Origin of the sequence: Pseudoalteromonas sp. 1_2015MBL_MicDiv (assembly GCF_002407505.1) — a bacterium.
Lineage (GTDB): Bacteria > Pseudomonadota > Gammaproteobacteria > Enterobacterales > Alteromonadaceae > Pseudoalteromonas > Pseudoalteromonas fuliginea.
Genome location: NZ_CP012737.1, coordinates 3,140,946 through 3,163,585 on the forward strand (window position 1 = coordinate 3,140,946; position 22,640 = coordinate 3,163,585).

16 protein-coding genes and 2 pseudogenes are annotated in these 22,640 nt (G+C 37.6%); 10 read left to right on the top strand and 8 right to left on the bottom strand.

The annotated features are described in order from the left end of the window. Window positions 1-337 precede the first annotated feature (337 nt). Complete coding sequence (locus tag AOR04_RS14025) at window positions 338-3,112, top strand: hybrid sensor histidine kinase/response regulator (protein WP_096793699.1); 2,775 nt, start codon at window positions 338-340, stop codon at window positions 3,110-3,112. 59 nt (window positions 3,113-3,171) lie between these two features. Here the strand turns inward: AOR04_RS14025 and AOR04_RS14030 are convergent, their stop codons facing one another. Together AOR04_RS14030 and mutY are read right to left on the bottom strand one after the other, a co-directional pair. After that, the gene (locus AOR04_RS14030) at window positions 3,172-3,444 is read right to left on the bottom strand and encodes an oxidative damage protection protein (protein WP_007378389.1); all 273 of its coding nucleotides are present in this window, start codon (window positions 3,442-3,444) and stop codon (window positions 3,172-3,174) included. Between the two features lie 33 nt (window positions 3,445-3,477). Beyond that, window positions 3,478-4,538, bottom strand: a pseudogene (mutY, locus tag AOR04_RS14035) (A/G-specific adenine glycosylase). 161 nt (window positions 4,539-4,699) lie between these two features. Between mutY and trmB the strand changes: the two are divergent. From trmB to arcA, 4 genes and pseudogenes are all read left to right on the top strand, one after another. Next, window positions 4,700-5,425 (top strand): tRNA (guanosine(46)-N7)-methyltransferase TrmB, encoded by a 726-nt coding sequence (trmB, locus tag AOR04_RS14040; RefSeq protein ID WP_008133787.1) that lies wholly within the window; start codon window positions 4,700-4,702, stop codon window positions 5,423-5,425. A gap of 64 nt (window positions 5,426-5,489) precedes the next feature. Next, a complete protein-coding gene (locus AOR04_RS14045) occupies window positions 5,490-6,515 on the top strand; it encodes a methyltransferase (protein ID WP_008133789.1) in 1,026 nt (341 codons plus the stop codon). 149 nt (window positions 6,516-6,664) lie between these two features. Further along, window positions 6,665-8,268 (top strand): annotated as a pseudogene (locus tag AOR04_RS14050) (ATP-binding protein). A 475-nt stretch (window positions 8,269-8,743) separates the two neighbouring features. Then, window positions 8,744-9,460 (top strand): two-component system response regulator ArcA, encoded by a 717-nt coding sequence (gene arcA / locus AOR04_RS14055; RefSeq protein WP_007378395.1) that lies wholly within the window; start codon window positions 8,744-8,746, stop codon window positions 9,458-9,460. Between the two features lie 13 nt (window positions 9,461-9,473). On the opposite strand, the gene arcB is transcribed toward arcA, so the two are convergent. Continuing rightward, a complete protein-coding gene (gene arcB / locus AOR04_RS14060) occupies window positions 9,474-11,792 on the bottom strand; it encodes an aerobic respiration two-component sensor histidine kinase ArcB (protein WP_096793700.1) in 2,319 nt (772 codons plus the stop codon). A gap of 232 nt (window positions 11,793-12,024) precedes the next feature. On the opposite strand from arcB, the gene folE2 reads away from it, so the two are divergent. From folE2 to AOR04_RS14080, 4 genes are all read left to right on the top strand, one after another. Next, window positions 12,025-12,945: a GTP cyclohydrolase FolE2 gene (gene folE2 / locus AOR04_RS14065; RefSeq protein ID WP_008133794.1), complete on the top strand. Its 921-nt coding sequence runs from the start codon at window positions 12,025-12,027 to the stop codon at window positions 12,943-12,945. 115 nt (window positions 12,946-13,060) lie between these two features. After that, the gene (locus tag AOR04_RS14070; RefSeq protein WP_007378398.1) at window positions 13,061-13,657 is read left to right on the top strand and encodes a DUF2726 domain-containing protein; all 597 of its coding nucleotides are present in this window, start codon (window positions 13,061-13,063) and stop codon (window positions 13,655-13,657) included. Between the two features lie 125 nt (window positions 13,658-13,782). Further along, window positions 13,783-14,490, top strand: a complete 708-nt coding sequence (mtnN, locus tag AOR04_RS14075) for a 5'-methylthioadenosine/S-adenosylhomocysteine nucleosidase (RefSeq protein ID WP_008133796.1) — start codon at window positions 13,783-13,785, stop codon at window positions 14,488-14,490. Next, window positions 14,491-15,435 (top strand): cobalamin biosynthesis protein CobD/CbiB, encoded by a 945-nt coding sequence (locus AOR04_RS14080; RefSeq protein ID WP_096793701.1) that lies wholly within the window; start codon window positions 14,491-14,493, stop codon window positions 15,433-15,435. Between the two features lie 63 nt (window positions 15,436-15,498). On the opposite strand, the gene tyrS is transcribed toward AOR04_RS14080, so the two are convergent. After that, window positions 15,499-16,698, bottom strand: coding sequence for a tyrosine--tRNA ligase (gene tyrS, locus AOR04_RS14085; protein ID WP_096793702.1), 1,200 nt, complete (start codon window positions 16,696-16,698; stop codon window positions 15,499-15,501). A 323-nt stretch (window positions 16,699-17,021) separates the two neighbouring features. Here tyrS and AOR04_RS14090 point away from each other — a divergent pair, with 323 nt between their 5' ends. Next, window positions 17,022-18,335 carry a peptidoglycan DD-metalloendopeptidase family protein gene (locus AOR04_RS14090; protein WP_096793703.1) on the top strand — a complete coding sequence of 438 codons (1,314 nt, stop codon included), beginning with the start codon at window positions 17,022-17,024 and terminating at the stop codon, window positions 18,333-18,335. 74 nt (window positions 18,336-18,409) lie between these two features. Here AOR04_RS14090 and AOR04_RS21725 read toward each other — a convergent pair whose 3' ends face one another. The 4 genes from AOR04_RS21725 to oadA all read right to left on the bottom strand — a co-directional run bounded on the left by AOR04_RS21725 (window position 18,410) and on the right by oadA (window position 22,636). Beyond that, entirely contained in the window at window positions 18,410-18,586 is a 177-nt protein-coding gene (locus tag AOR04_RS21725) for a hypothetical protein (protein WP_007378927.1), read from the bottom strand. Window positions 18,587-18,599: 13 nt separating this feature from the next. Further along, entirely contained in the window at window positions 18,600-19,571 is a 972-nt protein-coding gene (locus tag AOR04_RS14095; protein WP_096793704.1) for an aldo/keto reductase, read from the bottom strand. 139 nt (window positions 19,572-19,710) lie between these two features. Then, complete coding sequence (locus AOR04_RS14100; protein WP_007378925.1) at window positions 19,711-20,841, bottom strand: sodium ion-translocating decarboxylase subunit beta; 1,131 nt, start codon at window positions 20,839-20,841, stop codon at window positions 19,711-19,713. A 13-nt stretch (window positions 20,842-20,854) separates the two neighbouring features. Further along, the gene (gene oadA, locus AOR04_RS14105; protein WP_096793705.1) at window positions 20,855-22,636 is read right to left on the bottom strand and encodes a sodium-extruding oxaloacetate decarboxylase subunit alpha; all 1,782 of its coding nucleotides are present in this window, start codon (window positions 22,634-22,636) and stop codon (window positions 20,855-20,857) included. Between the last annotated feature and the right edge of the window lie 4 nt (window positions 22,637-22,640).

The window sequence follows — 22,640 nt, forward strand, 5'->3', positions numbered from 1 at the left end:
CTTAAACAGTGCTAATTAAAAATCTTAAATGATTTTTAATGCAATTCCCACTCTTCTCTACCGACTGAGCTATCTGGGCGTGCGGCGTATTAAACGAGTTTTGCCCTTACAAGTCAACTTTTTTTTTATCCTTTATAACCGTTTGCACGGTTTTCAGCCAACCCCGTACATTATTTATTAATAATGTTTATTTTTCCTACAACAAAAGTTGATGTAGCATATAAATACACTGAAACCAGACTAAAAACGTAGTGAATTATTTTTTTTAGGTGTTACGATTACTCAGATAAATACGATAAGGACTTATCGTATTAAAATATACCAACGGGAACAATCAATGCAGAGTAAATATTCTTCGCCGGTAAAGGGCTTACTACCTCTTTTTTTAATCATTAATATAGTAGTGACATCGCTTGCTATTGTTGCCTATTCACTTTACTCACAAAATCAAACTCGTTCTGAAAAAATAGAGCCGTCTATAAATATTGCAGATCTCGCAACTAGGCTTGATTTACCTATGGTCGATGCTTTAACTATGTATGGCCAAGGTAAAGTAAGGCAGTTACTCGATTTAACCTCATTATTAAATAATGACTTTCATTACACTTTGTATCGCTTTAACTCCACTTCACAAACAGAATTAGTATATAGCAGTACCAAACCAGCAATCGCTTCTATTAAACTAAATGAGCACCTAATTGACGATGGTGTTTTACATCACTTACTAATGTTAAACGACCAACCTATTGGAGAGCTTATAATTAAGCAAAAGCAATCCAACCTTTTACTTACCATGCAGAACTCCCAAGTTGTTACCTATCTAATCGCTATTGCCAGTGTTATAGCACTGTTTATATTTGCATTAATGTTTAATGCTTATATAAACAATCGCTTACGTGCAAGCACTGGTTTGCTAACCGAAGAGCTTCAAGCCATCGCTGAGAACGGTAATTACGATAGTAATGTAAGTGAACAACTTGAAATAGGTTTAAATGTTGTTGCGCAAAATATTAATCTGTTGCTGCAAAAAGTACAAACGGCAATGACAAATAACGACACAGCCCAAAAAGAGCTACAAAAGCTTCAAAACAGCTTAGAAACAGAAGTGCACAACCGCACACTGGCCCTTGAACAAGCAACGTTAAAGGCCGAACGAGCAAGTGAAACTAAAACAACTTTTTTAGCAACTATGAGTCACGAAATCAGAACACCGATGAATGGTGTTATAGGTACTATTGATTTACTTCGTCAAACAGAGCTTGATGGCGCTCAGCATCGTCTGAGTACCATTATTCGTGAGTCTGCATTTTCTCTACTAAGTATATTGGACGACATTTTAGATTTCTCAAAAATTGAAGCTGGTAAACTCAATATAGACCCAATCCCATTTTCAGTAACTGATACTATTGAAGAAGTTGCTCGAGTGCTTTCCTCAGTGGCAAAAAAACGTGAGCTTGATTTAGAGCTATCTATTGCCCCAGACATTCCGATTAACCTTATAGGTGATACTGTTCGAGTACGCCAAGTACTCTATAACTTATGTAGTAATGCAATTAAATTTACTAGCACGGATGAAAAAACGCAGGGCCATGTGAAAATTTCAGTTGAAGTTGCACATAATACAGCCGATCACTTCACTTTACGTTTTTGTGTAACCGATAACGGTAAAGGGATGACACAAGCTCAATTGCGAGAAATATTCAATCCATTTATTCAAGCAGAAAACTCAATCACAAGAGAATATGGCGGTACCGGTTTAGGCTTATCTATTTGTAAAAGCTTAACAGAGCTAATGCTTGGAACCATACACGTAAACAGCCATATTGGCATTGGTAGTGAATTCACTGTTGAGCTCCCATTTAGCACTTCGGGGAAAATAAAATATGATCACAAAGGAGCATTAAACGCTAAACATATTGTTGTTGTGAGTAATCACCTTGAGCGTCAAAAAGTAATGTATCGTTATTTATCATTTATGGGTGCTAAAATAACGAATGTGTATAATGAGCAGGAAATTGAAGAGCATCAATATGATCCGGATATAATTTGGGTCGTCGACGGTATCGACAATATGGATAAAATTAACGCACTTTTGAGACGTTTGCTTTATTCTTTGGAAGATAATAACCAACAAGTGGTAGTGCTGAGCAAACTAGATGAAGCAGCCATAAATCATAAAAATATTTTTTATATTAATGCAGCTCCATTATGTAAATCTAACTTTATGCTTTCAATACTTGTTGCCGCTGGCCTGCACCAACCAAAACAGATTAAGAAAACTAAAACGCTTAACAACTATTTGAATGTTGAGCAAGCCCGCCAAGCTAACAAACTAATACTACTTGTTGAAGATAACCTCTTAAATCAACAGGTATTAACCGACCAGTTACACATATTGGGTTACGGAGTAGAAGTTGCCAATGATGGCGTAGAAGGCCTTAATATGTGGCGTAAAGGCAATTACTCACTTATTTTAACTGATTTACATATGCCTAAAATGTCTGGCTACGACATGGTTGAAAAAATCCGAGGTGAAGCTGAGTTACTAGAAGCAATCGATGCCCAACCTTATATTGTAGCCGTCACGGCCAATGCTTTAAAAGGTGAGAAAGAGCGCTGTTTAGCAGTAGGTATTAATGATTTCATCACTAAACCCATTGAATTGAATGCATTAGAAAGTACTTTAAAACGCTGGAGCGATAAACAAAACAACGGTAAAAATGTTGTTATTCATCAAAATACCGCTTTACCTGTTGATATGAATGCCGTTGCTAAATATGTAAACGGTGATAAAGCTAAACAAATGCGTTTTTTCAAAATGTATTTAGAACAAAGCCAAAGTTTAATTAAATCTATTAATTCGGGTGTTATGGTAAGTGACTTAAATGAAATAATTGAAGGCTGTCACCAGTTAAAGTCAATATCAAAGACAATCGGTGCGCAAATGGTGGCCGATTTAGCAACGTCATTTGAAGATAAATGTAAGGCTGATGAACTAACAAGTGATGAGCTAATTTATTTAAGAGATAAGTTAGAGATTGAATATTCAAAAGCGGCTCAATTTTTAAAAGAACAAGTGAAAATTGCCGCACAAGACGATGAGCTAATTTAGCTATCGTTTAACAAAATTAAAAAGGGCTGTTAGACAGCCCTTTTTAATTTAAAGTAAAATTACTTTTCTGGAGGTCTATAACCTTCAATTTCTACATCTTTATTTTCAAACAAAAAGCCAACCATCTGCTCTTCTAAAAATATACGATGTTCTGGATCCATCATATTTAAATGCTTTTCGTTAATCAGCATTGTTTGCTTATGTTGCCACTGAGCAAATGCTTCTTTGGAAATATTATTAAAAATCTTTTCGCCAATTTCACCTGGGTATAATTGAAACCCAAGACCTTCTGCTTCTTTTTGTAACTTTTGACAAAATACTGTACGTGCCATAATTAATTCTCTTTAGCGATAAATGCAAACAGTTTAACCTATTGGTGCAATTTGTTTAACCAACTTTTTAGTCGGTGCGGCCAAACCAACTTCTATCGACTGATCTAATGGATACCATATTAACTGTCTGTCATTAACAACATCAGGAATACACTCTATATTCAGTACGTGTGGATTTATCGTTAGTTCAAAATGCGAAAATATATGTGCAAATGGATCAAGCTGTTTTAGCTGAGCCTTAAACCCTTGCTGCGCCATAAATACTTCTAGATTTGCGTACTCAGCAAATTCAAAAAAGCCAAATAACCCCCCCAAATTCCCGAATTAGGTCGTTTTTCCATTAAAACTTTGTCATTACACTTAATTATTAACTGATGACAGCTTTTTTTAGGCGTTGTTTTTTTAGGTTTTGAATGTGGGAACTCTTTTACCTTGCCTGTATTAAAAGCACCACAGCCTGAGTTTAATGGGCAAGCCTCGCAATCAAATCGACTGCGTGAGCAAACACTCGACCCTAAATCCATCATAGCTTGATTAAACTCGGTAACATTATCTTTAGGCGTTAACTGCTCTGATAAATGCCAAAGCTGGTTTTCGACTTTTTTAACACCATACCAGCCTTCAATCATAAAATAGCGCGCTAATACTCGCTTAACGTTCCCATCTAAAATAGGGTGATGCTGCCCAAGCGACAATGATAAAACAGCCCCGGCAGTAGAGCGCCCTATTCCAGGTAAATCCATTACTTCATCGAGTGTTTTTGGAAACTCACCTTGGTATTTGTCACGTACTATTTTGGCTGTTTTATGTAAGTTACGCGCACGTGCGTAATAACCCAAACCAGTCCAGTGGTGTAATACTTGATCTTCGTCAGCATCTGCTAAAGCTATGATATCTGGAAAGCTCTCCATAAATTTCTCAAAATACGGAATAACAGTAATAACTTGGGTTTGCTGCAGCATCACTTCAGACACCCACACTTTATAAGGTGTTTTACCTAGCTGCCACGGGAGTGTTTTACGCCCATGAAGGTGATACCAATCAACAACTTGATTAGAAAACCAGTGTGACTGTTCTTTATTTAAATCCAACATTTTTAACTTTTACTGATGCCCAATGGCGGCTCAGTCTATTGCAGTTAACAAAAAGATCAAGCTATACGGGGTGTAAAACCAGCTAATACTTGTGATTGCGGGCTCGGTCAGGGATAATATGCAACCATTTTTAAACACATTGTTTTTGTCAGGCCAATAATATGAGTGAATCAAGTAACACTAACCTTGAGCAAGCTAAGCAAGAAGGTAAATACATCCGCACCATTCGCAGTTTTGTAAAACGCGAAGGTCGATTAACCAAAGGCCAAGCCGCTGCAATCGAAAAATGCTGGCCAACAATGGGCCTAGAGCATAAAAACGGTATGCTTGATTTAAGCGAAGTTTTTGGCAACAACAACGATGTAGTAGTAGAAATTGGTTTTGGTATGGGTAAATCGCTTGTCGAAATGGCAACAAATGCCCCACATCTAAACTTTATCGGTATTGAAGTACACCGCCCAGGCGTTGGTGCTTGTTTAATGGATGCCGATGAAGCAGGCATTACCAACTTACGTATTTTTGAACACGATGCAGTTGAAGTACTTGCAGATTGCATACCTAATGAAAGCTTAACCACACTGCAATTATTTTTCCCTGATCCTTGGCATAAAAAACGTCATCATAAACGTCGTATTGTACAAGCTGAGTTTGTTGAAAAATTAAGAACTCAATTAAAAATGGGCGGTGTTTTTCACATGGCTACAGATTGGGAAAACTACGCAGAGCATATGCTTGAAGTTATGAAAGTAGCACCTGGTTTTAAAAACCAATCTGAAACAAACGATTATGTTCCACGCCCAGATTTGCGCCCTCTTACTAAGTTTGAGCAACGCGGCCATCGTTTAGGCCATGGCGTATGGGATTTAATGTTTGAGCGTACTGAGTAATTAAATTTTAATTACTTAATCTCACTTTTAATAAAACTAAACATACTGTAAGGCAAAGCCATTTATGAGCGTATTAACCAACCCAAGTTTACTGTTACTTCGAAATAGCGAGGCACTAACGGGTAAATCTATCTTGGTGGTCAACTTTGTTCAAGATGGCTTTTTAACAGAGCTTAAAGAACTTAACCCGCAAAGCAAAGTAACTGCATTTAGCTACAACCATGCTAACGGAGAGTTTGCTAAAAACACCAAAGATGTTGATATTCATGTAAGTCACACAATACCTGGTAACGACTACGATTTAGTTATTCTTTACTACCCTAAATCAAAACCAGAATTACTTATGGCACTTGATAATATCCGCTCTGCTATTACTGATGATGCCGAGCTATTGGTGGTAGGTGAAAACAAAAGTGGTGTTAAATCAATTGAAAAACAATTAGCTGGTAAAGCTGAGTTTAGTAACAAGATTGATTCAGCTAAGCACTGCGTTCTTTACTCATTTGCTGAAATAACCAAACACCCACACTTTGATATTACGACCTATCACAAAAAGTTTGTTGTTAATGTTGCCGACACTGAGTTTACAGCTATTAGTGTTCCTGGGGTATTTAACCACGGCAGTTTGGATGCAGGAACAAAAATACTACTTGAAAACGCACCAACGATAAAACAAGGTAAAGTGCTCGACTTTGGCTGCGGCGCAGGTTTAATAGCAACCTATTTAGGACTGCAAAACTCAGCCCTTGAGTTTGTCTGTAGCGATGTTAGCGCCTTAGCAACATATGCAACAGAACAAACTTTAAAGCTAAATGGTATAAAAGGCATTGCTATATTAAGCGATGGTCTGAAAAATATTAGCGGGAAATTTGATTTAATTGTAAGTAACCCACCATTTCATACTGGTATTGCAACTGATTACACTGTTGCTGAAACTTTTCTTGCAAACGCAAAATTACATTTGACGAAAGTGGGCAAGCTGAATATTGTTGCTAACAGCTTTTTAAAGTACCCGCCTATTCTAGAGTCTCAATTTGCAGACTATCAAACGGTATTTAAAAATAATAAATTTGCTGTTTATAGTAGCTAATTTAAATATTTAACTGATTGAGCACGTTAAGTGCTCGCGCTAACTTTCGAATAAATATAAGAATTAGCCTCGTTTTTTCCTTCATTTTTCTGCGTCTTTGCTAAACTATAACCTTAACTAATTAAATTAACTCAGGCGACGATCAAATAATGCCTAAAAAAGTACATCAAAGCAGTATTCGCAAAGCGCTAATAAACTTAATTATGCTTATAACAGCTATTTGCTTGTCGTTATCTATTTCTATTTCAACTTATTTAAGTGTTAAAGAACAAAAGCAGTTAATTATTAGCAAACTGGTTATTCTTTCTGAAATTGTTGCTTTTGATGCAGGAAACTCTGTAATAACAAACAATAGAAAAAATGAAGAAAGACGGCTTAAATCGTTTGATAAAATCCCACTTGTTAAAAACATCCATATTTATTCAATAGAAAAAACCTCACAAAAACCAGTTTTTTTTATCAGTTTTAATGCAAAAAAAACACCTCCGGTGCCACTTAGAATAGATAGCATTGACGAATTAGAAACACCACGTATCAACAATGAATATATTGAACTTATACGCCCAATTTTAAATGATGAAAAATTAGTTGGCTACGTTTACATGCGTGGAAGCCTTGAAAGCCTTGATGTATATATAAAACAAAAAATACTAATCGATATATTTTTAACGCTACTAATACTTATTGTGGTGTACTTTATTGCTATAAAAGTACAAAAACGGATTGCAAAGCCAATTGAGCATTTAAACAGACTATTGCAAGACGTATCAAAGAACCATAATTACGACGCACGAGCGCCATCAACCAATGTAAAAGAAATTACCGCGCTTTCTAACAGTTTAAATATCATGCTTGCCCGAACTCAAAAGCAACTTACCCGACACGAAAAAGATAAAGAAGAAATAAAACAACTAAACCAGAATCTAGAAGAAAAAGTAAATCGACGTACTATTGCACTTAGAGAAGCAAATCAAGATCTTTTAACGACACTTGAGCGTATGCACCAGTATCAAACACAAATTGTAGAAAATGAAAAAATGGCCTCACTTGGGCAAATGGTTGCAGGCGTTGCTCATGAGGTTAATACACCGATTGGACTTGGGATCACCGGCTCTACGTTGTTGCGTGATAAACTCGCTGATATAAAACTAAGCTTTGATGATAAAAAACTTACGTCTAACCAATTAAAAAACTTTATAGATGAAGGTATAGAAAATCTTGATTTAATTTATCGTAACTTAAATCGCGCTGCTGATTTAATTTCTAACTTTAAAAAAGTTGCGGTTCTCCAAGATGATGGTGACAATACCAATTTAAACATCCATAAGCTTATCAGCGATGTTCTAACATCAATGCAATCCGAGCTTACCGATAAAAACCCTGTCGTTACTATTAATTGTCCTACTGATTTAGCCATACAGAGTAAATCAGAGCCCTTACAGCAAATATTTCAACAACTATTACTTAATTCTGTAATTCATGGTTTTTTAGATGCTGAAAACAACGAAATACGCTTTGATATTGAGCTAATCGGGAAACAACTCACTATCGTTTATAGTGACAATGGCCAAGGTGTAGATAACAGTATTAAGCATAGAATTTTTGACCCCTTTGTTACATCTAAAAGAGGGCAAGGTGCAAGTGGTCTTGGAATGCATCTAGTTTATAATTTAGTTACGCAATCACTTGGGGGCGAATACTCTTTGATCTAGAAGAACAACAGGGTGCACGCTTTATAATTACAATTCCTTAATGGAATATAACTAAAAAGTACATTAATTTAAAATTTAGTCCTTGAATTACTACTTAATGACCACATAAAGAGTGCATGTGGTAAAATACGTAATATTAAATAATTAATACGAAGTCATTTGTGAACTTTATCATCTTTGTGATATCACATACATTGATGAAAGGTTAGATGATGATATAATTTCGCTTTGAATTGGTTTGATTATTTTAAGCACTTTTACATAATTGATGGATGTATCGATTATTAAAAGAAAATGGCTTCGACTTTACTATTCAAATGAGTACATCCGTAGATATATCTATTAAACAGTAGTTTTTGCACGGCCCTTTTTAGTAAACTTTGAACACGCTACTGTTTGAAATTTATCCACATTGTTTTTTCTTGTTAACAATTGGATATAATCCTATAATCTCTAGTAATCGGTTTTATGTGTAATACCGATTTTTTTGTAAATAATCCAAAAGGTTAATTAATAATGCAAACGCCAGTCATTCTAATCGTAGAGGATGAAGACGTAACTCGACTAAACCTCGTTAGTTTATTTGAAGCTGAAGGTTACAAAGTTATTGAAGCCATTGATGGCGATGACATGCATGACAAGCTTACAAATAACGATGACGTTAATCTTGTAGTTATGGATATCAATCTTCCAGGTAAAAACGGTCTTATATTAGCTCGTGAATTACGCCAAAAGCGCAAAGTGGGCCTTATCTTCTTAACGGGTCGAGATAACGATGTTGATCGTATCTTGGGGCTTGAAATTGGTGCTGATGATTATATCACTAAACCGTTTAACCCACGCGAACTGACAATTAGAGCGCGTAACCTAATTACACGTACAGCGCTAGGTGGTGAAGAATCAGCACTAGAAACAAATGGTGTTATTACATTTAATGGTTGGGAACTTGATGAAAACAGCCGTTGCCTAACATCTCCCAATGGTGATGCTAAGCGTTTACCTAAAGGTGAGTACAGAGCGCTGCGTTTAATGCTTGATTCTCCTGGCCGCATTTTTAGCCGTGAGCAATTAATTAAACACATGACGGGCCGTGAGCTTCGTGCAAACGACCGTACTGTTGATGTTACAATTCGTCGTATTCGTAAACACTTTGAAAGCGACAACTCAACATCAGAGTTAATCAGCACTATTCATGGTGAGGGTTATCGCTTTATTGGTAAAATTGATAGCTAATTAGGACGAACATTTACTCTAATTGCTGTAAAAATAAATGAAGGGCTTGTTGTCCTTCATTTATTTTATCTGCTAGAACATCTAACCATTCGTTCAAAACTTCATCAGTTTCATCAATAGCGCCATATTCCATTACTTTTGCATGAAGTTGCACATCATTTAAACCAACAGATCCAGCGGCTCCTTTAAGCTTGTGCGCTACCGATTTGTACTCTTCTCTATCACCGCTATTTAATGAAGCAAGTAACTCTTGTTGGTATTGTGGGTTTAACTTTTCAAACAACTGACTACTGCGTTTAAATACCACCACTCCCATTGAGTTAACAAAGTCTTCTATTGTCTCAACATCGAGTAAATGAGCATTAATGCCTTTAAGTGCTTCTGCACTCACTTTTAACTGAGGCGCTTTATTCTCTATTTTTTTAATATCGAATAGGTCAGCAAGCATTTTATCAAGTTTCACTGTATTAATAGGTTTAGCAAGTGCTCCTTGTATTGATATTCCCGCAAGCTCTTCTTCTGCGCTTCGAACGTTAGCAGTAAGTGCAACAATCGGTAATTTATCAAAATAACTATCTGCTCGTATCTGCCTAGCTACTTCGTCACCATTTATATCTGGTAATTGCATATCAAGTAAAATCAAATCTAAATCGTCTTCAGTTTCAACAAAAGATAGAGCATCTTCACCTGTTTCAGCCCATAATACTTCGTGTCCTCGCTGCTCTAATAAGTTAGTCGCAATCTCTGCATTGAGCGGCACATCTTCTACCAGTAAAATATGCAGGCTTCGACCAACATAACCTTGTTCCGTTGGAGCAATACAGAGGCTTAACGGTATTTGAACCGTAAAACAACTGCCCTTCCCTTCGGTACTATCGACAGTGATAATACCATTCATAGCACTCACTAAGGCCTTCGTAACAGCAAGTCCTATTCCTGAACCAATTGCATTAGTCCCTTTTATATCTGGTGCTTTATAATACATATCAAATATTCGTGGGAGTTGCTCTTGCGGTATGCCTTGGCCTGTATCTGAAATTTTCATGACTAACCAAGCGCCTTCAGAGCGATTTTCTCTACGGCAAACAAGCTTAACTTCACCTTGCTGAGTAAACTTAACAGCGTTATTAATTAAGTTCCATACAACCTGGCGCAATCTGGTCGGATCTAACTCTGCATATACGTCAAGCACACCATGACGCTCAATATTAAACTTTAGTTCTTTTTGTTCAGCAATAAGCCCAGCAAAATTCACAACGTCATTAATAAAGTCAGAAACATTAATTGAATTAGTGGCTATATCGAGTTGTTCTCTATCTATTTTATCTAAATCTATAATATCGTTAAAAATATTACCTAATGTTTCAGCACTCGAGAAGACTGTATTACACCAACTGCGTTGCTGTTTATTAAGATCCGTATCAAGTAACATCCGAGTTAACCCAACAATACCATTTAGCGGAGTACGTAACTCATGACTCAATGTTGCAATAAACTTACCTTTGTCTTTATAGGCTGTTTCAAGTGCTTGCGCGGCTTCTTTTCGGCTGGTGATGTCACGGCCAAAGCCAAGTAAACCTATGTAATCGCCCTCATCATTAATAAAAGGAAGTTTACGTAGTTCAAACCAACGAGTTTCACCGTTTACTTCGTAACCCACATCGATAGTTAGGGGTTGATGATTTTGCTCTACTTCTTTATCGGTTCTTAAAACTTCAGATAGAAAATCACTTGGAAATATTTGCTCAACTGTTTTACCAATAAGCTCACTGCTGGACTTTCCCATTACTTCTTCAAATACTTTATTACATCCAGCAAACACACCATTGTTATCGCGGTAATAAAATAAATCAGGTGATGAGTCAACAATAGAGCGTTGCAACATACTTTGTTGTGCTAACTCTTGCTGTGTTTTTTTACGTTCTGCTATTTCTCGGCGTAACTCTTCAATAGCGCGATGCTTAGCATGAAATGCCATTTTACGTTCATCAATTTCAATATTTAATCGGCTGATATTATCTTTAAGCGTCTGATTTAGTAATTTTTCTTGTTTGGTTGCGCTATCTAAATATGCATATGAGGCGTCTAACTGACGGATTGAATTGAGTAGCACACTAATAATTAGCGGAGACACAACAGCAGCAAAAAAAACCACGGCTAAAATATCAACAAAGTGAAATTCACCTATTGCGACATAATAAAACATGCTCGATAGAATAAGAGATGCGGCTAATAATAAAGAATAACAAATAGCGGCAGTTTTAAACTCACCAAATCGTGTTATTAAGCTGGAAAGTACCCGAACCCAAGGGCTCAAAGAATAATCGGTCATACGTAATTTTATCTCTTAGCGGTGTGCTTAAACATAAGTAAGGCAGTAAAAATTGCTAAACATACTATTTTTGCCGATTTTAGCATTTTTCTATTAGCTATTTTCATGTTGTGCGACAAAAACAGAAAAAATTCATGCTCGAAAGTAAACACTATTAAAGTCCTCATTTCAGGAGATGATTATTTCGTGTAAAATACGACGCCTTATCATTGCAATTAACGAGTAACATACCATGCAAACTAATATGCCCGATATAGCTGACACCGCCCCCGCTTTACAAACAGGTAAATTAGACTGGGTTGGTATGGGTGAAATTGAGCTGCCATTCATTTTCGAATCCCGTGATTTAGCGCCTGTTACTGTTAATGCTAAAGCCCGTGCATTTGTTAACCTTCACAAAGAAGAGGCTAAAGGCATTCATATGTCGCGCCTATTTTTAGCCCTTGATATGTTGTCTACTGAGCAGCAAGTTAACCCTCAAACTATAGCGCAAGCACTCGATACATTTATTACTAGTCACGAAGGCCTGAGCGATAAAGCACAAATTGAATTTAAATTTGAACTACCATTACGCCGTAAATCACTACTAAGTGGTAAAACAGGTTGGAAAAGCTATCCAATTACGCTCACTAGTACACTTGAAAATAACAATATTCATTATGAGCTAACAGTCGACGTTACTTATTCTTCAACCTGTCCCTGTTCAGCGGCGCTTGCTCGTCAGCTGATACAAAATGCATTTAGTGAGAAGTTTAATCAAGAAACACTAAGCCAGAAAGACGTACATGAGTGGCTTGGTACAACGCAAGGTATTGTTGCCACCCCTCACTCACAACGCTCTATTGCTAATGTAAAAGTAAAACTTAATAGCAAAACTGATGAATTTGACGTCGTAAATTTAATAAACATGCTTGAGGAGGAACTAAAAACACCTGTTCAAGCCGCAGTTAAGCGCGAAGATGAACAGGAGTTTGCTCGTTTGAATGGTCAAAACTTAATGTTTTGCGAAGATGCTGCACGTAAAATAAAAGCATTACTTGAACATAATAATTACGCAGATTATTGGCTACAAATAAACCATTATGAATCACTCCATGCCCATGATGCAGTTGCTATTGCAGTTAAAGGGCTCACTAACGGTTATCAAGCTTAACCATAAACTGAATAAAGCATAAAAACGCGATAACAATAAAACCTTAATACACATTATTTAGGCACACTAATTGCTTTAGTTATGCAGTGTCAATTTGTTGTTATGAGGTTACCGTATGGAATTCGCTTTATTATCTATTTTAGTATTAGTTGTGGGTGCGTCTGTTGTTGTATCAAAATTTAGTGACGATGGTGGGAATCCGTATCCATTTACTCGCAAGCAGAGCGTATTTACACAAGTAGAGAGTGCCTTTTTAAGTTTATTAGAACGTGCTGTTGGCGATCAATACAAAATTGTAAGCCGCGTAAAATTAGTCGATGTAATTGATTGTAAAGAAGGCTTATCACCTAAATCTAAACGTGCAGCAATTGCTAAAGCAAAAAATAAACAACTTGATTTTGTATTAATCGATAAAGATAAAATGACTATTGTAGCCGCAGTTGATTTAGTTAATAACGCAAATAAAGATGGCCACAAAGCACAGCGTGATTGGTTTGTTAATGGTGCACTTGAAGCAGCAGGTATTCCTCATATTCGAATGAAAGTAAAGTCGGGATACCGCCCTTCTGAAGTACGCGATGCTATTATGTATAAAATTGGTAAACCTGGCGCCTCTCAAGCAAAACGCCCAATTCGTAATCGTGTTCATAAACCGGCAGTACTATCACCTTCTCAAGCAAAGGCACAAACAACAGCTTTAGCTGAAATTTAGTAATACTCTGAGCTAAACACGTTTCTAAAAGTATTTTAAGCGAGCCGTGAAAACTGCTCGCTTTTTTGTTTTTTATGGCTAACTTCACGTATAATCAAGTCATTCAAACTCAGGAATTAAACATTATGAATGTTGGTATTATTGGCGCAATGGAGCCAGAAGTTAAAATTTTACGCGAAGCTATGCAAAATCCACAAATTTTAACTAAAGCAGGTTTCACTTTTTATACTGGCGAACTAGCTGGTAACACAGTAACACTTGTTCAATCTGGTATTGGTAAAGTGGCATCAACTATTGCAACCACCTTACTTATCGATAACTTTAAACCTGACTGCGTAATTAACACAGGCTCAGCCGGTGGATTCGATCCATCGCTAAGTGTTGGCGACGTAGTCATTTCGTCAGAAGTACGTCACCATGATGTAGACGTCACTGCTTTTGGTTATGAGATTGGCCAAGTACCACAAATGCCAGCAGGCTTTGCAGCTCACCCTAAATTGGTTGAAGCAGCAGAGCAAACAATCGCAAAAATTAGTGATGTTAAAACATTAGTGGGCTTGATTTGTACTGGCGACACATTTATGTGTGACCCTGTACGCATTGATAAAGCACGCAGCGATTTTCCTACAATGCTTGCCGTTGAAATGGAAGGTGCTTCAATTGCACAAACATGTTTTACGCTTAATACACCATTTGTGGTTATTCGTTCGATGTCTGATATTGCAGGAAAAGAATCACCGCAGTCATTTGAAGAATACCTAGAAACAGCATCAATCAATTCATCTAAAATGGTTGTTGCACTTTTAGAAAAGCTAACGGCAGTATCTCTGTAAATGCTTAGCAATATTGTTCAGAACCATTTGGACTTTATTGCCTTTATTATAGCGCTCTTTGCTGAGCGCTTTATTCCTCTTGTTAGTTGGTATCACCCCAATACAGCGTTAAATGCTGTTTTTAGTGCTATTGGTAAGCGTATATATAAAAGCAAAGAACCTAAAAGTTACCAATATTTAGCTGCAACACTCGCAAGCACGCTTATTTTAAGTGTCATTCTCATTATTGTGGTGCTATTGCTTGAATTCGCTTTTTACCCTGAATTACTCGCAGGCCTTATTTTATATTTATGCCTCGAAAGTAAAAGTATTGATAAAAAAGCGCTGCGTATTGCAAAACTAACTAAACAAAATCAAAAATCGACAGCACGCGAATTACTAAAACCACTGCTTGCCCGTGAAGTAAGCAGACTTTCATCTGCTGGTATTATCAAAGCATTAATAGAGAGTTTAATACTGCGCACTGCTCGATACTATTTCGTAGTTATATTTATATTTTTAGCTTTTGGCCCCATTGCCGCCCTTGCTTATCGACTACTTACCTTAATACTGCAAGCATGGCGTGGAGATATCTTTCCTAACAGCCCGTTTTTAAAGCCACTTAAAGTAAGTTTGTTTATCATTGAGTTTATTCCTATGCGCTTACTCGCTTTAACTATTGCAGCGAGTAGAGCAAGCAAACAAAGCATGCATTATATAAAGCATTATGGCCGGCACTTTTATCAAACAAATACGGGCTGGCTACTCAGTACATGTTCTGCATCTATTGGGGTACAACTAGGCGGACCAGCTGTTTATTTTGGAACTCGCTTTAATAAAATGCGTATTGGTACTGATAGATTACCCACACCCAATGATGTACCCGTAATAATTAATAGACTGAATCAGGCACGTGTATTTTGGTTGTTAGTGATAGTCAGCATAGAAATATTAAAAGTGATTTAAAGGGCTCAAAATACGAGCACAAAAAAACCAGCCGAGGCTGGTTTTTACGTTTTTAAACTGTGTTTAAGCTACAGTGATGTTTGCAAACTTACGTTTACCTACTTGGTAAATAGCCGTTGTGCCTTTTGCTATTTCAAGTTTGGTATCGGTGATTTTATCTTCACCGTTAAGTTTAACTGCACCTTGCTTAATCATACGCATTGCTTCTGATGTACTTACGACTAAGTTTGCTTCTTTAAGCAAGTTAGCAATTAAAATAGCATCTTCGGCAATTGTTACTGTCAGCTCAGGGATTTCATCTGGCAGCGCTTTTTTCTGAAAGCGTTGAATAAAATCATTATGAGCAGCTTGTGCATCTTCTTCACTATGAAAACGCGCTATTAACTCTTTTGCGAGCTCAATTTTAATATCGCGCGGGTTAGTACCTTGCTCAACACGTTCTTTTTGAGCTGCAATTTCCTCAATAGAAAGCCCGCTTAATAAATCGTAATAACGCCACATTAGCACATCACTAATTGACATTATTTTACCAAACATATCGTTTGGCGCATCAGTAATACCAATGTAGTTACCAAGCGACTTAGACATTTTTTGAACGCCGTCAGTGCCTTCAAGTAATGGCATCATTAATACTGTTTGCGGCTTTTGACCCTCTACTTTTTGTAGCTCACGGCCCATTAACAAGTTAAAGCGCTGATCAGTACCACCCAGTTCAACGTCAGACTCTAGTGCAACCGAATCCCAACCTTGTACAAGTGGATATAAAAATTCATGAATCGCAATTGGCTGACCGCTGCCGTAACGTTTTTTAAAATCATCACGCTCAAGCATACGCGCAACGGTTTGATTAGCAGCAAGTTTTATCATACCTGCAGCGCCTAACTTTTCCATCCAAGTAGAGTTAAACGCAACTGTTGTTTTTGCTGGATCAAGTATTTTAAATACTTGCTCTTTATACGTTTCAGCATTAGCCAGTACATCTTCACGAGTAAGTGGTTTACGCGTTACATTTTTGCCTGTTGGGTCACCAATCATGCCTGTAAAATCACCAATTAAGAAAATAACCTCATGACCAAGATCTTGAAAGGTTTTCATTTTATTAATTAGTACAGTGTGCCCTAAATGCAAATCAGGTGCTGTTGGATCAAAACCCGCTTTTATTTTTAGCTTTTTACCCGTCTTTAGTTTTTCAACTAATTCGTCTTCAATTAATATTTCTTCTGCACCGCGTTTTATCTCTGCAAGAGCGGTTTGTAAATCCACTGTGTATTACTCCAAAATTCTGCCAACGAAAGAGGCGACTAGCTAGTTGCGTTATCTCGATTTAATACAGGTTTAAACCAAGATTATATATGTAACTAACATAACAAATTTTACCTAATTAAAATAACTTTTTAAGTGATTAATGCAACTAAACATAATACGTATAGTCTGAGTTAACGAAGCAGTTAAAAAAGGTCTTCAAACCTCGATTCTAGCGCAATTCAGCGTTAGTTTAAATCTACAAAACACTAGTATTCGCACATTATTAGGTATATCCTGCAATATTATGTATTTATTATCTTGACAGCAGAAAAAGGCACGTTATGGTTCACGTGGTTAACACCCTCCCCAAAAAACACAAATTGCTTATTCTAGGTTTGGTTTCTGCTATTGCCGGCTTGCTCTTTCTTCCTTCTGAAAAAGCAACTGCATCTAAAGATAATAGTGTAAATGCACTAGAGATTGGTAAGCGCTATGAGTTACAAGTTAAAGTTGATAACAACGAAAAATTAACTGAGTTAAATTCAGAGCAAGCAGCAGAAAAGTTACCAGAATACGACTTTGTCGATCATAAAGTTAAAAATGGCGACAATTTAGCAATTATCTTTAAGCGTGCTGGTTTTTCGGCTCAAACGCTTCATAAACTAATTAACACTAATGCAGAGACTCGCAAACTGACTAAAATTCACCCAGGTGAAATACTTAGTTTTGCGACAGCTGAAGATGGCTCCTTAGCTCAACTGCGCTATGTAATTTCAAAAACAGATACTTTATTTGTTACCTTAAATGAAGAAGGTAACTACGATACAGCTATTGATAGCAAAGAAATTGAAACGCTAACCAAAACCGCTGGCGGCGAAATATCTAACAACTTTTGGACTTCAGCAATTGCAGCAGGTTTAAGCGAACGCCAAATAATGAACTTTGCTGACATATTTGGTTGGGATGTTGATTTTGCAAACGACATTCGCAAAGGTGATGTATTTGGCTTAATTTACGAGTCTCACTATGTTGATGGCGAGTTTATTGGTACCGGTAAGATTATTGCAGCTGAATTTGTAAACCAAGGTCAGCGCTTTGCAGCTATTCGCCATACCGACGGCAATTTTTATACGCCTGAAGGGCGTAGCATGAAAAAAGCATTTTTACGTGCACCTGTAAGCTTTAAGTATATTAGTTCGAGCTTTAATCCTCGCCGCTTACACCCTGTTACTGGGCAAGTTAGAGCGCACCGTGGTATCGACTTTGCAGCACGCACCGGTACACCAGTTGTTGCATCTGGTAACGGTAAAGTAATTAAAGCGGGTTACAGCAAGTACAACGGTAACTACGTATTTATTAGCCATGGTACGCAATATGTAACTAAGTACTTACACCTAAATAAGAAGCTAGTTAAAACGGGCCAAAAAGTTAAACAGGGCCAACAAATTGGTACTGTAGGTTCTACAGGTCGTGTTACTGGTGCACATTTACACTATGAATTTTTAGTAAATGGCGTTCACCGTAACCCTAAAACTGTAAAACTACCTAAGTCAGAGCCATTACCTCGCTCAGAACTTGCCAAGTTTAAACCTATTGCTGATAACTTTATTGCCCAGCTTGAGCGCAATCGCGAGCTACAGTTAGCACTTAAATAAAGTTTATTAATAAACATTAAAAAAGCCTTTGCAGGTTTAACCTGCAAAGGCTTTTTTGTATACGCTATAAACCATTAGTACATTAGTACATATATGAGCTGAATAACTAAAGACACCATCACTAATGGCCAAATATATTTACTGTATTTGGTTGCGCCGTTGAGCCCTATTTTAGTTTGATACTTTTCAAGTAACGGAATAAGCACAGCAAGTGCTACAAACAAACCAATTAAAATAACGAATATATTCATATCAGTGCCCTACTTATGGTAGCTCATGCCCTTTAGCGCTCACATAAAGTGCATACCAATGATCACGAGTTAGCTCTACATTTACAGCATCACAAGAGGCTTTAATTCGCTTAGCGTTAGTCGTCCCAATAATTGGTTGGATCGATGCGGGATGGCGAAGCAACCATGCAAGTACAATTGCCTCAGCAGAAGTACCATAAAATGCTGCCAGCTTATTAACTAAAATACTGGTGTTTATATCGGCCTGCGATGCATTTGATAAATCACTACCAGTGTACAAACCTTGGCATAAACTACCCCAGCTTTGAATTTGGATTTCAAAATGGCGACAGTACTCAATACTGCCTGGTGTAAAATTAAGATCTTTACCGTCACTGTTACCGGCATATATGCCTTCATCAACAAACTGATGTTTTTGCAGGCTCGCTTCTATTTGATTGGCAACAATTGGCATGTCAAGCGCATGTTGTAAAAAGTTCATTTGGTGCTGCTGCATATTAGATACTGCAAAATTGCGTACTTTGCCACTTTCTTTTAAACAACTAAACACACGTGCAATTTCATCAACTTCCATGAGTGGATCAGGGCGGTGCAACATAAGTACATCTAAGTACTCTGTGTTTAATCGCTTTAAGGACGCTTCGACTGATTGCTCAATCCATTTAGCTGAAAAATCATAACGCTTCGGCCCTAAGTCATCTTCAAATCGAATCCCACACTTAGATTGAATATATATATGTTCTCTAAGCTCTGCTCGCTCACTTAGCGCTTTACCAAATACTTGCTCGGCCTTACCAAAGGTATAAATATCAGCATGGTCAAAAAAGTTAATACCACTTTCAATGGCGTTATCTATACATTCATGAGCTTGCTTAACATGTGCGTCAGTGATTGCGTCTTTATTCCAACCGCCGCCCAGACCCATACATCCAAATACAAGCTTACTAACATTAGGTAAATATTTTGCTAAAGGTGTGTGGAGCATTATGACTATCCTTAAAATTGCGAAGAACATCCACTTTAAACAAAAATACAGAAACAAGAAACTATTAACGACGAGAAATAAAAGCAAAAAAAAGCGCAGTAAACTGCGCTAAATCATTTATTAACTACCACTTTAATTATTAGCCAACAAGTGCTAATAAAATACCCGCAGCAACGGCACTACCAAGTACACCTGCTACGTTTGGTCCCATTGCATGCATAAGTAAAAAGTTATGTGGGTTACTTTCAAGGCCCACTTTATTAACTACTCGTGCCGCCATTGGCACAGCCGATACACCTGCCGCCCCAATTAATGGATTTATAGGCGTTTTAGATATTCGATTAAGTCCTTTTGCCATAAATACGCCAGATGCCGTACCAATTGCAAAAGCCAGTGCGCCAAGCACTAAAATACCAATCGTCTCAACAGTTAAAAACTTATCTGCAGCAAGCTTTGAGCCTACAGCTAAGCCTAAAAATATAGTTGTAACATTGATGATTTCGTTTTGAGCACTGTTACTTAATCTATCAACAACACCCGACTCCCGCATTAAGTTACCTAAACAAAACATACCTACAAGCGGTATAGCAGCCGGTAAAAACATTGCCGTTAAACTAAGTACCATAAGGGGGAAAATAATCTTTTCCTTTTTAGATACCTTACGTAATTCAGGCATCTTAATTTGGCGCTCTTCTGGTGTCGTTAACGCACGCATAATTGGTGGCTGAATAATTGGCACAAGTGCCATGTATGAATATGCAGCTACCGCTATTGCGCCTAGTAAATCAGGTGCCAGTTTTGATGCTAAAAATATTGCCGTTGGCCCATCGGCACCACCTATAATGGCAATAGCTGAGGCATCTTGTAAGGTAAACTCAAAACCTGGTACATAGTTAAGTAATATAGCGCCAAACAATGTAGCAAAAATACCAAACTGTGCAGCCGCACCTAATAACAACATACGTGGGTTTGCAATAAGCGCGCTAAAGTCAGTCAGCGCCCCCACTCCCATAAATATCAACAGCGGAAAAATCCCCGTATCAATACCCACATAATAAACGTAGTACAAAAGCCCACCTGGGTCTGACAAACCTGCCACTGGTACGTTTGTTAAAATTGCACCAAAACCAATAGGTAGTAATAATAATGGTTCAAAGCCTTTAGCTATCGCTAAAAACAGTAATAAACACCCTACCGCAATCATTATTAACGATGGGATTGTAAAGTTAGCAATGCCTGTCGCATTCCAGAGGTTTAAAATACCGTCCATCCTCTATTTACTCCTAAGCTAATGCAATCATAGCGTCGCCGGTAGTTACAGCATCGCCTTCACTAACTAACACTTCAGCAATTGTTCCGGTATGCGTAGCGCGTATTTCAGTTTCCATTTTCATGGCTTCCATAATAATCACTACATCGCCTTCGTTAACAACTTGCCCAGCTTTTACCTTAATCTTAAAAATATTACCGGCTAGAGGCGCGTTAAGTGTTTCACCTGATGCAACCGAAGCAGATTGAGGAATGTGCTCAGAGTCTTTTAATGTTACTTCCTTAAGTTCACCACCTTTCGCCACTACTACGTCATAAACTTTACCATCTACTTTTACGCTGTACTGCTCAGCCTTCACTTTGTTATTATTTGAAGCTGATTTAGAAGGTGCTTTACCGCTTTTATCTTCAACAGAAGGGACTGGCTCAAATGCATCTGGGTTGTTGCGGTTTTTAATAAACTTCAAACCAACTTGTGGGAATAATGCATAAGTTAGTACGTCATCAATTTGGTCATCAGCCAGTGTTAAGCCTTGCTCTTGCGCTTCTTTTAATAACTCAGCTTCAAGCGTTGCAAGCTCAGGTGCAATATTATCTGCAGGGCGACAAGTAATAACTTCTGCTCCATCAAGCACACGCTCTTGTAGCTCTTTATTCATTGGTGCTGGTGTTAAGCCATATTCACCTTTTAATACGCCAGCAGTTTCTTTAGTAATTGTTTTATAACGCTCACCTGTTAGCACATTAAGTACCGCTTGAGTGCCAACAATTTGCGACGTTGGTGTTACTAAAGGTAAAAAACCAAGATCTTCACGTACACGTGGGATCTCAAGTAAAACCTCATTAAGCTTATCGGCTGCGCCTTGCTCTTTAAGTTGATTTTCCATGTTTGTAAGCATGCCACCAGGTACTTGAGCTAGTAAAATACGCCCATCAACCCCTTTTAAGCTACCTTCAAATGCCGCATATTTTTTACGCACATCTCTAAAGTAAGCAGCAATTTCTTCTAGGTGGTTTAAATCAAGCTCAGTATCACGCTCAGTCCCTTCAACTATCGATACGATAGTTTCAGTTGCAGAATGTCCATAAGTCATACTCATTGATGAAATAGCGGTATCGAGCATATCAATGCCAGCATCAATTGCTTTTTGATAAGTCGCAGTACTTAAACCTGTTGTAGCATGGCACTGCATAGCAATTGGAACCGATACGGTTTCTTTGAGCGCTTTTATAAGCTCTTCTGCATCATATGGCTTTAATAAGCCCGCCATATCTTTAATACAAATTGAATGACAGCCTAAGTCTTCTAATTGCTTAGCAAGAGTCAGCCACATATCAAGTGTATGAACTGGGCTAACTGTGTACGAAATAGTACCTTGAGCGTGCGCGCCTACTTTTATAGCCGCTTTAATCGCTGTTTCTAGGTTACGTACATCATTCATTGCATCGAATATACGAAATACGTCAACGCCATTTTTATGTGCGCGTTCTACAAACTTTTCAACTACGTCATCAGCGTAATGGCGGTAGCCTAATAGGTTTTGACCGCGTAATAGCATTTGCTGTTTAGTATTAGGCATCGCTTTTTTAAGCGCACGAATACGCTCCCACGGATCTTCGCCTAAATAACGAATACACGAATCAAATGTAGCACCGCCCCACGATTCAATAGACCAATAACCTGCATCATCTAACTTGCTAGCAATCGGTAGCATATCGTCTAAACGCATACGTGTTGCGAGCAATGATTGGTGCGCATCGCGTAATACCAATTCTGTTAATTTTAATTTAGCCATGTGT

What these genes read in the sequence shown, in the direction of transcription:
- AOR04_RS14025 (WP_096793699.1), top strand. Translation starts at nt 338, where the DNA reads ATGCAGAGTAAATATTCTTCGCCGGTAAAGGGCTTACTACCTCTTTTT.
- AOR04_RS14030 (WP_007378389.1), bottom strand. Translation starts at nt 3,444, where the DNA reads ATGGCACGTACAGTATTTTGTCAAAAGTTACAAAAAGAAGCAGAAGGT.
- trmB (WP_008133787.1), top strand. Translation starts at nt 4,700, where the DNA reads ATGAGTGAATCAAGTAACACTAACCTTGAGCAAGCTAAGCAAGAAGGT.
- AOR04_RS14045 (WP_008133789.1), top strand. Translation starts at nt 5,490, where the DNA reads ATGAGCGTATTAACCAACCCAAGTTTACTGTTACTTCGAAATAGCGAG.
- arcA (WP_007378395.1), top strand. Translation starts at nt 8,744, where the DNA reads ATGCAAACGCCAGTCATTCTAATCGTAGAGGATGAAGACGTAACTCGA.
- arcB (WP_096793700.1), bottom strand. Translation starts at nt 11,792, where the DNA reads ATGACCGATTATTCTTTGAGCCCTTGGGTTCGGGTACTTTCCAGCTTA.
- folE2 (WP_008133794.1), top strand. Translation starts at nt 12,025, where the DNA reads ATGCAAACTAATATGCCCGATATAGCTGACACCGCCCCCGCTTTACAA.
- AOR04_RS14070 (WP_007378398.1), top strand. Translation starts at nt 13,061, where the DNA reads ATGGAATTCGCTTTATTATCTATTTTAGTATTAGTTGTGGGTGCGTCT.
- mtnN (WP_008133796.1), top strand. Translation starts at nt 13,783, where the DNA reads ATGAATGTTGGTATTATTGGCGCAATGGAGCCAGAAGTTAAAATTTTA.
- AOR04_RS14080 (WP_096793701.1), top strand. Translation starts at nt 14,491, where the DNA reads ATGCTTAGCAATATTGTTCAGAACCATTTGGACTTTATTGCCTTTATT.
- AOR04_RS14090 (WP_096793703.1), top strand. Translation starts at nt 17,022, where the DNA reads ATGGTTCACGTGGTTAACACCCTCCCCAAAAAACACAAATTGCTTATT.
- AOR04_RS21725 (WP_007378927.1), bottom strand. Translation starts at nt 18,586, where the DNA reads ATGAATATATTCGTTATTTTAATTGGTTTGTTTGTAGCACTTGCTGTG.
- AOR04_RS14095 (WP_096793704.1), bottom strand. Translation starts at nt 19,571, where the DNA reads ATGCTCCACACACCTTTAGCAAAATATTTACCTAATGTTAGTAAGCTT.
- AOR04_RS14100 (WP_007378925.1), bottom strand. Translation starts at nt 20,841, where the DNA reads ATGGACGGTATTTTAAACCTCTGGAATGCGACAGGCATTGCTAACTTT.
- oadA (WP_096793705.1), bottom strand. Translation starts at nt 22,636, where the DNA reads ATGGCTAAATTAAAATTAACAGAATTGGTATTACGCGATGCGCACCAA.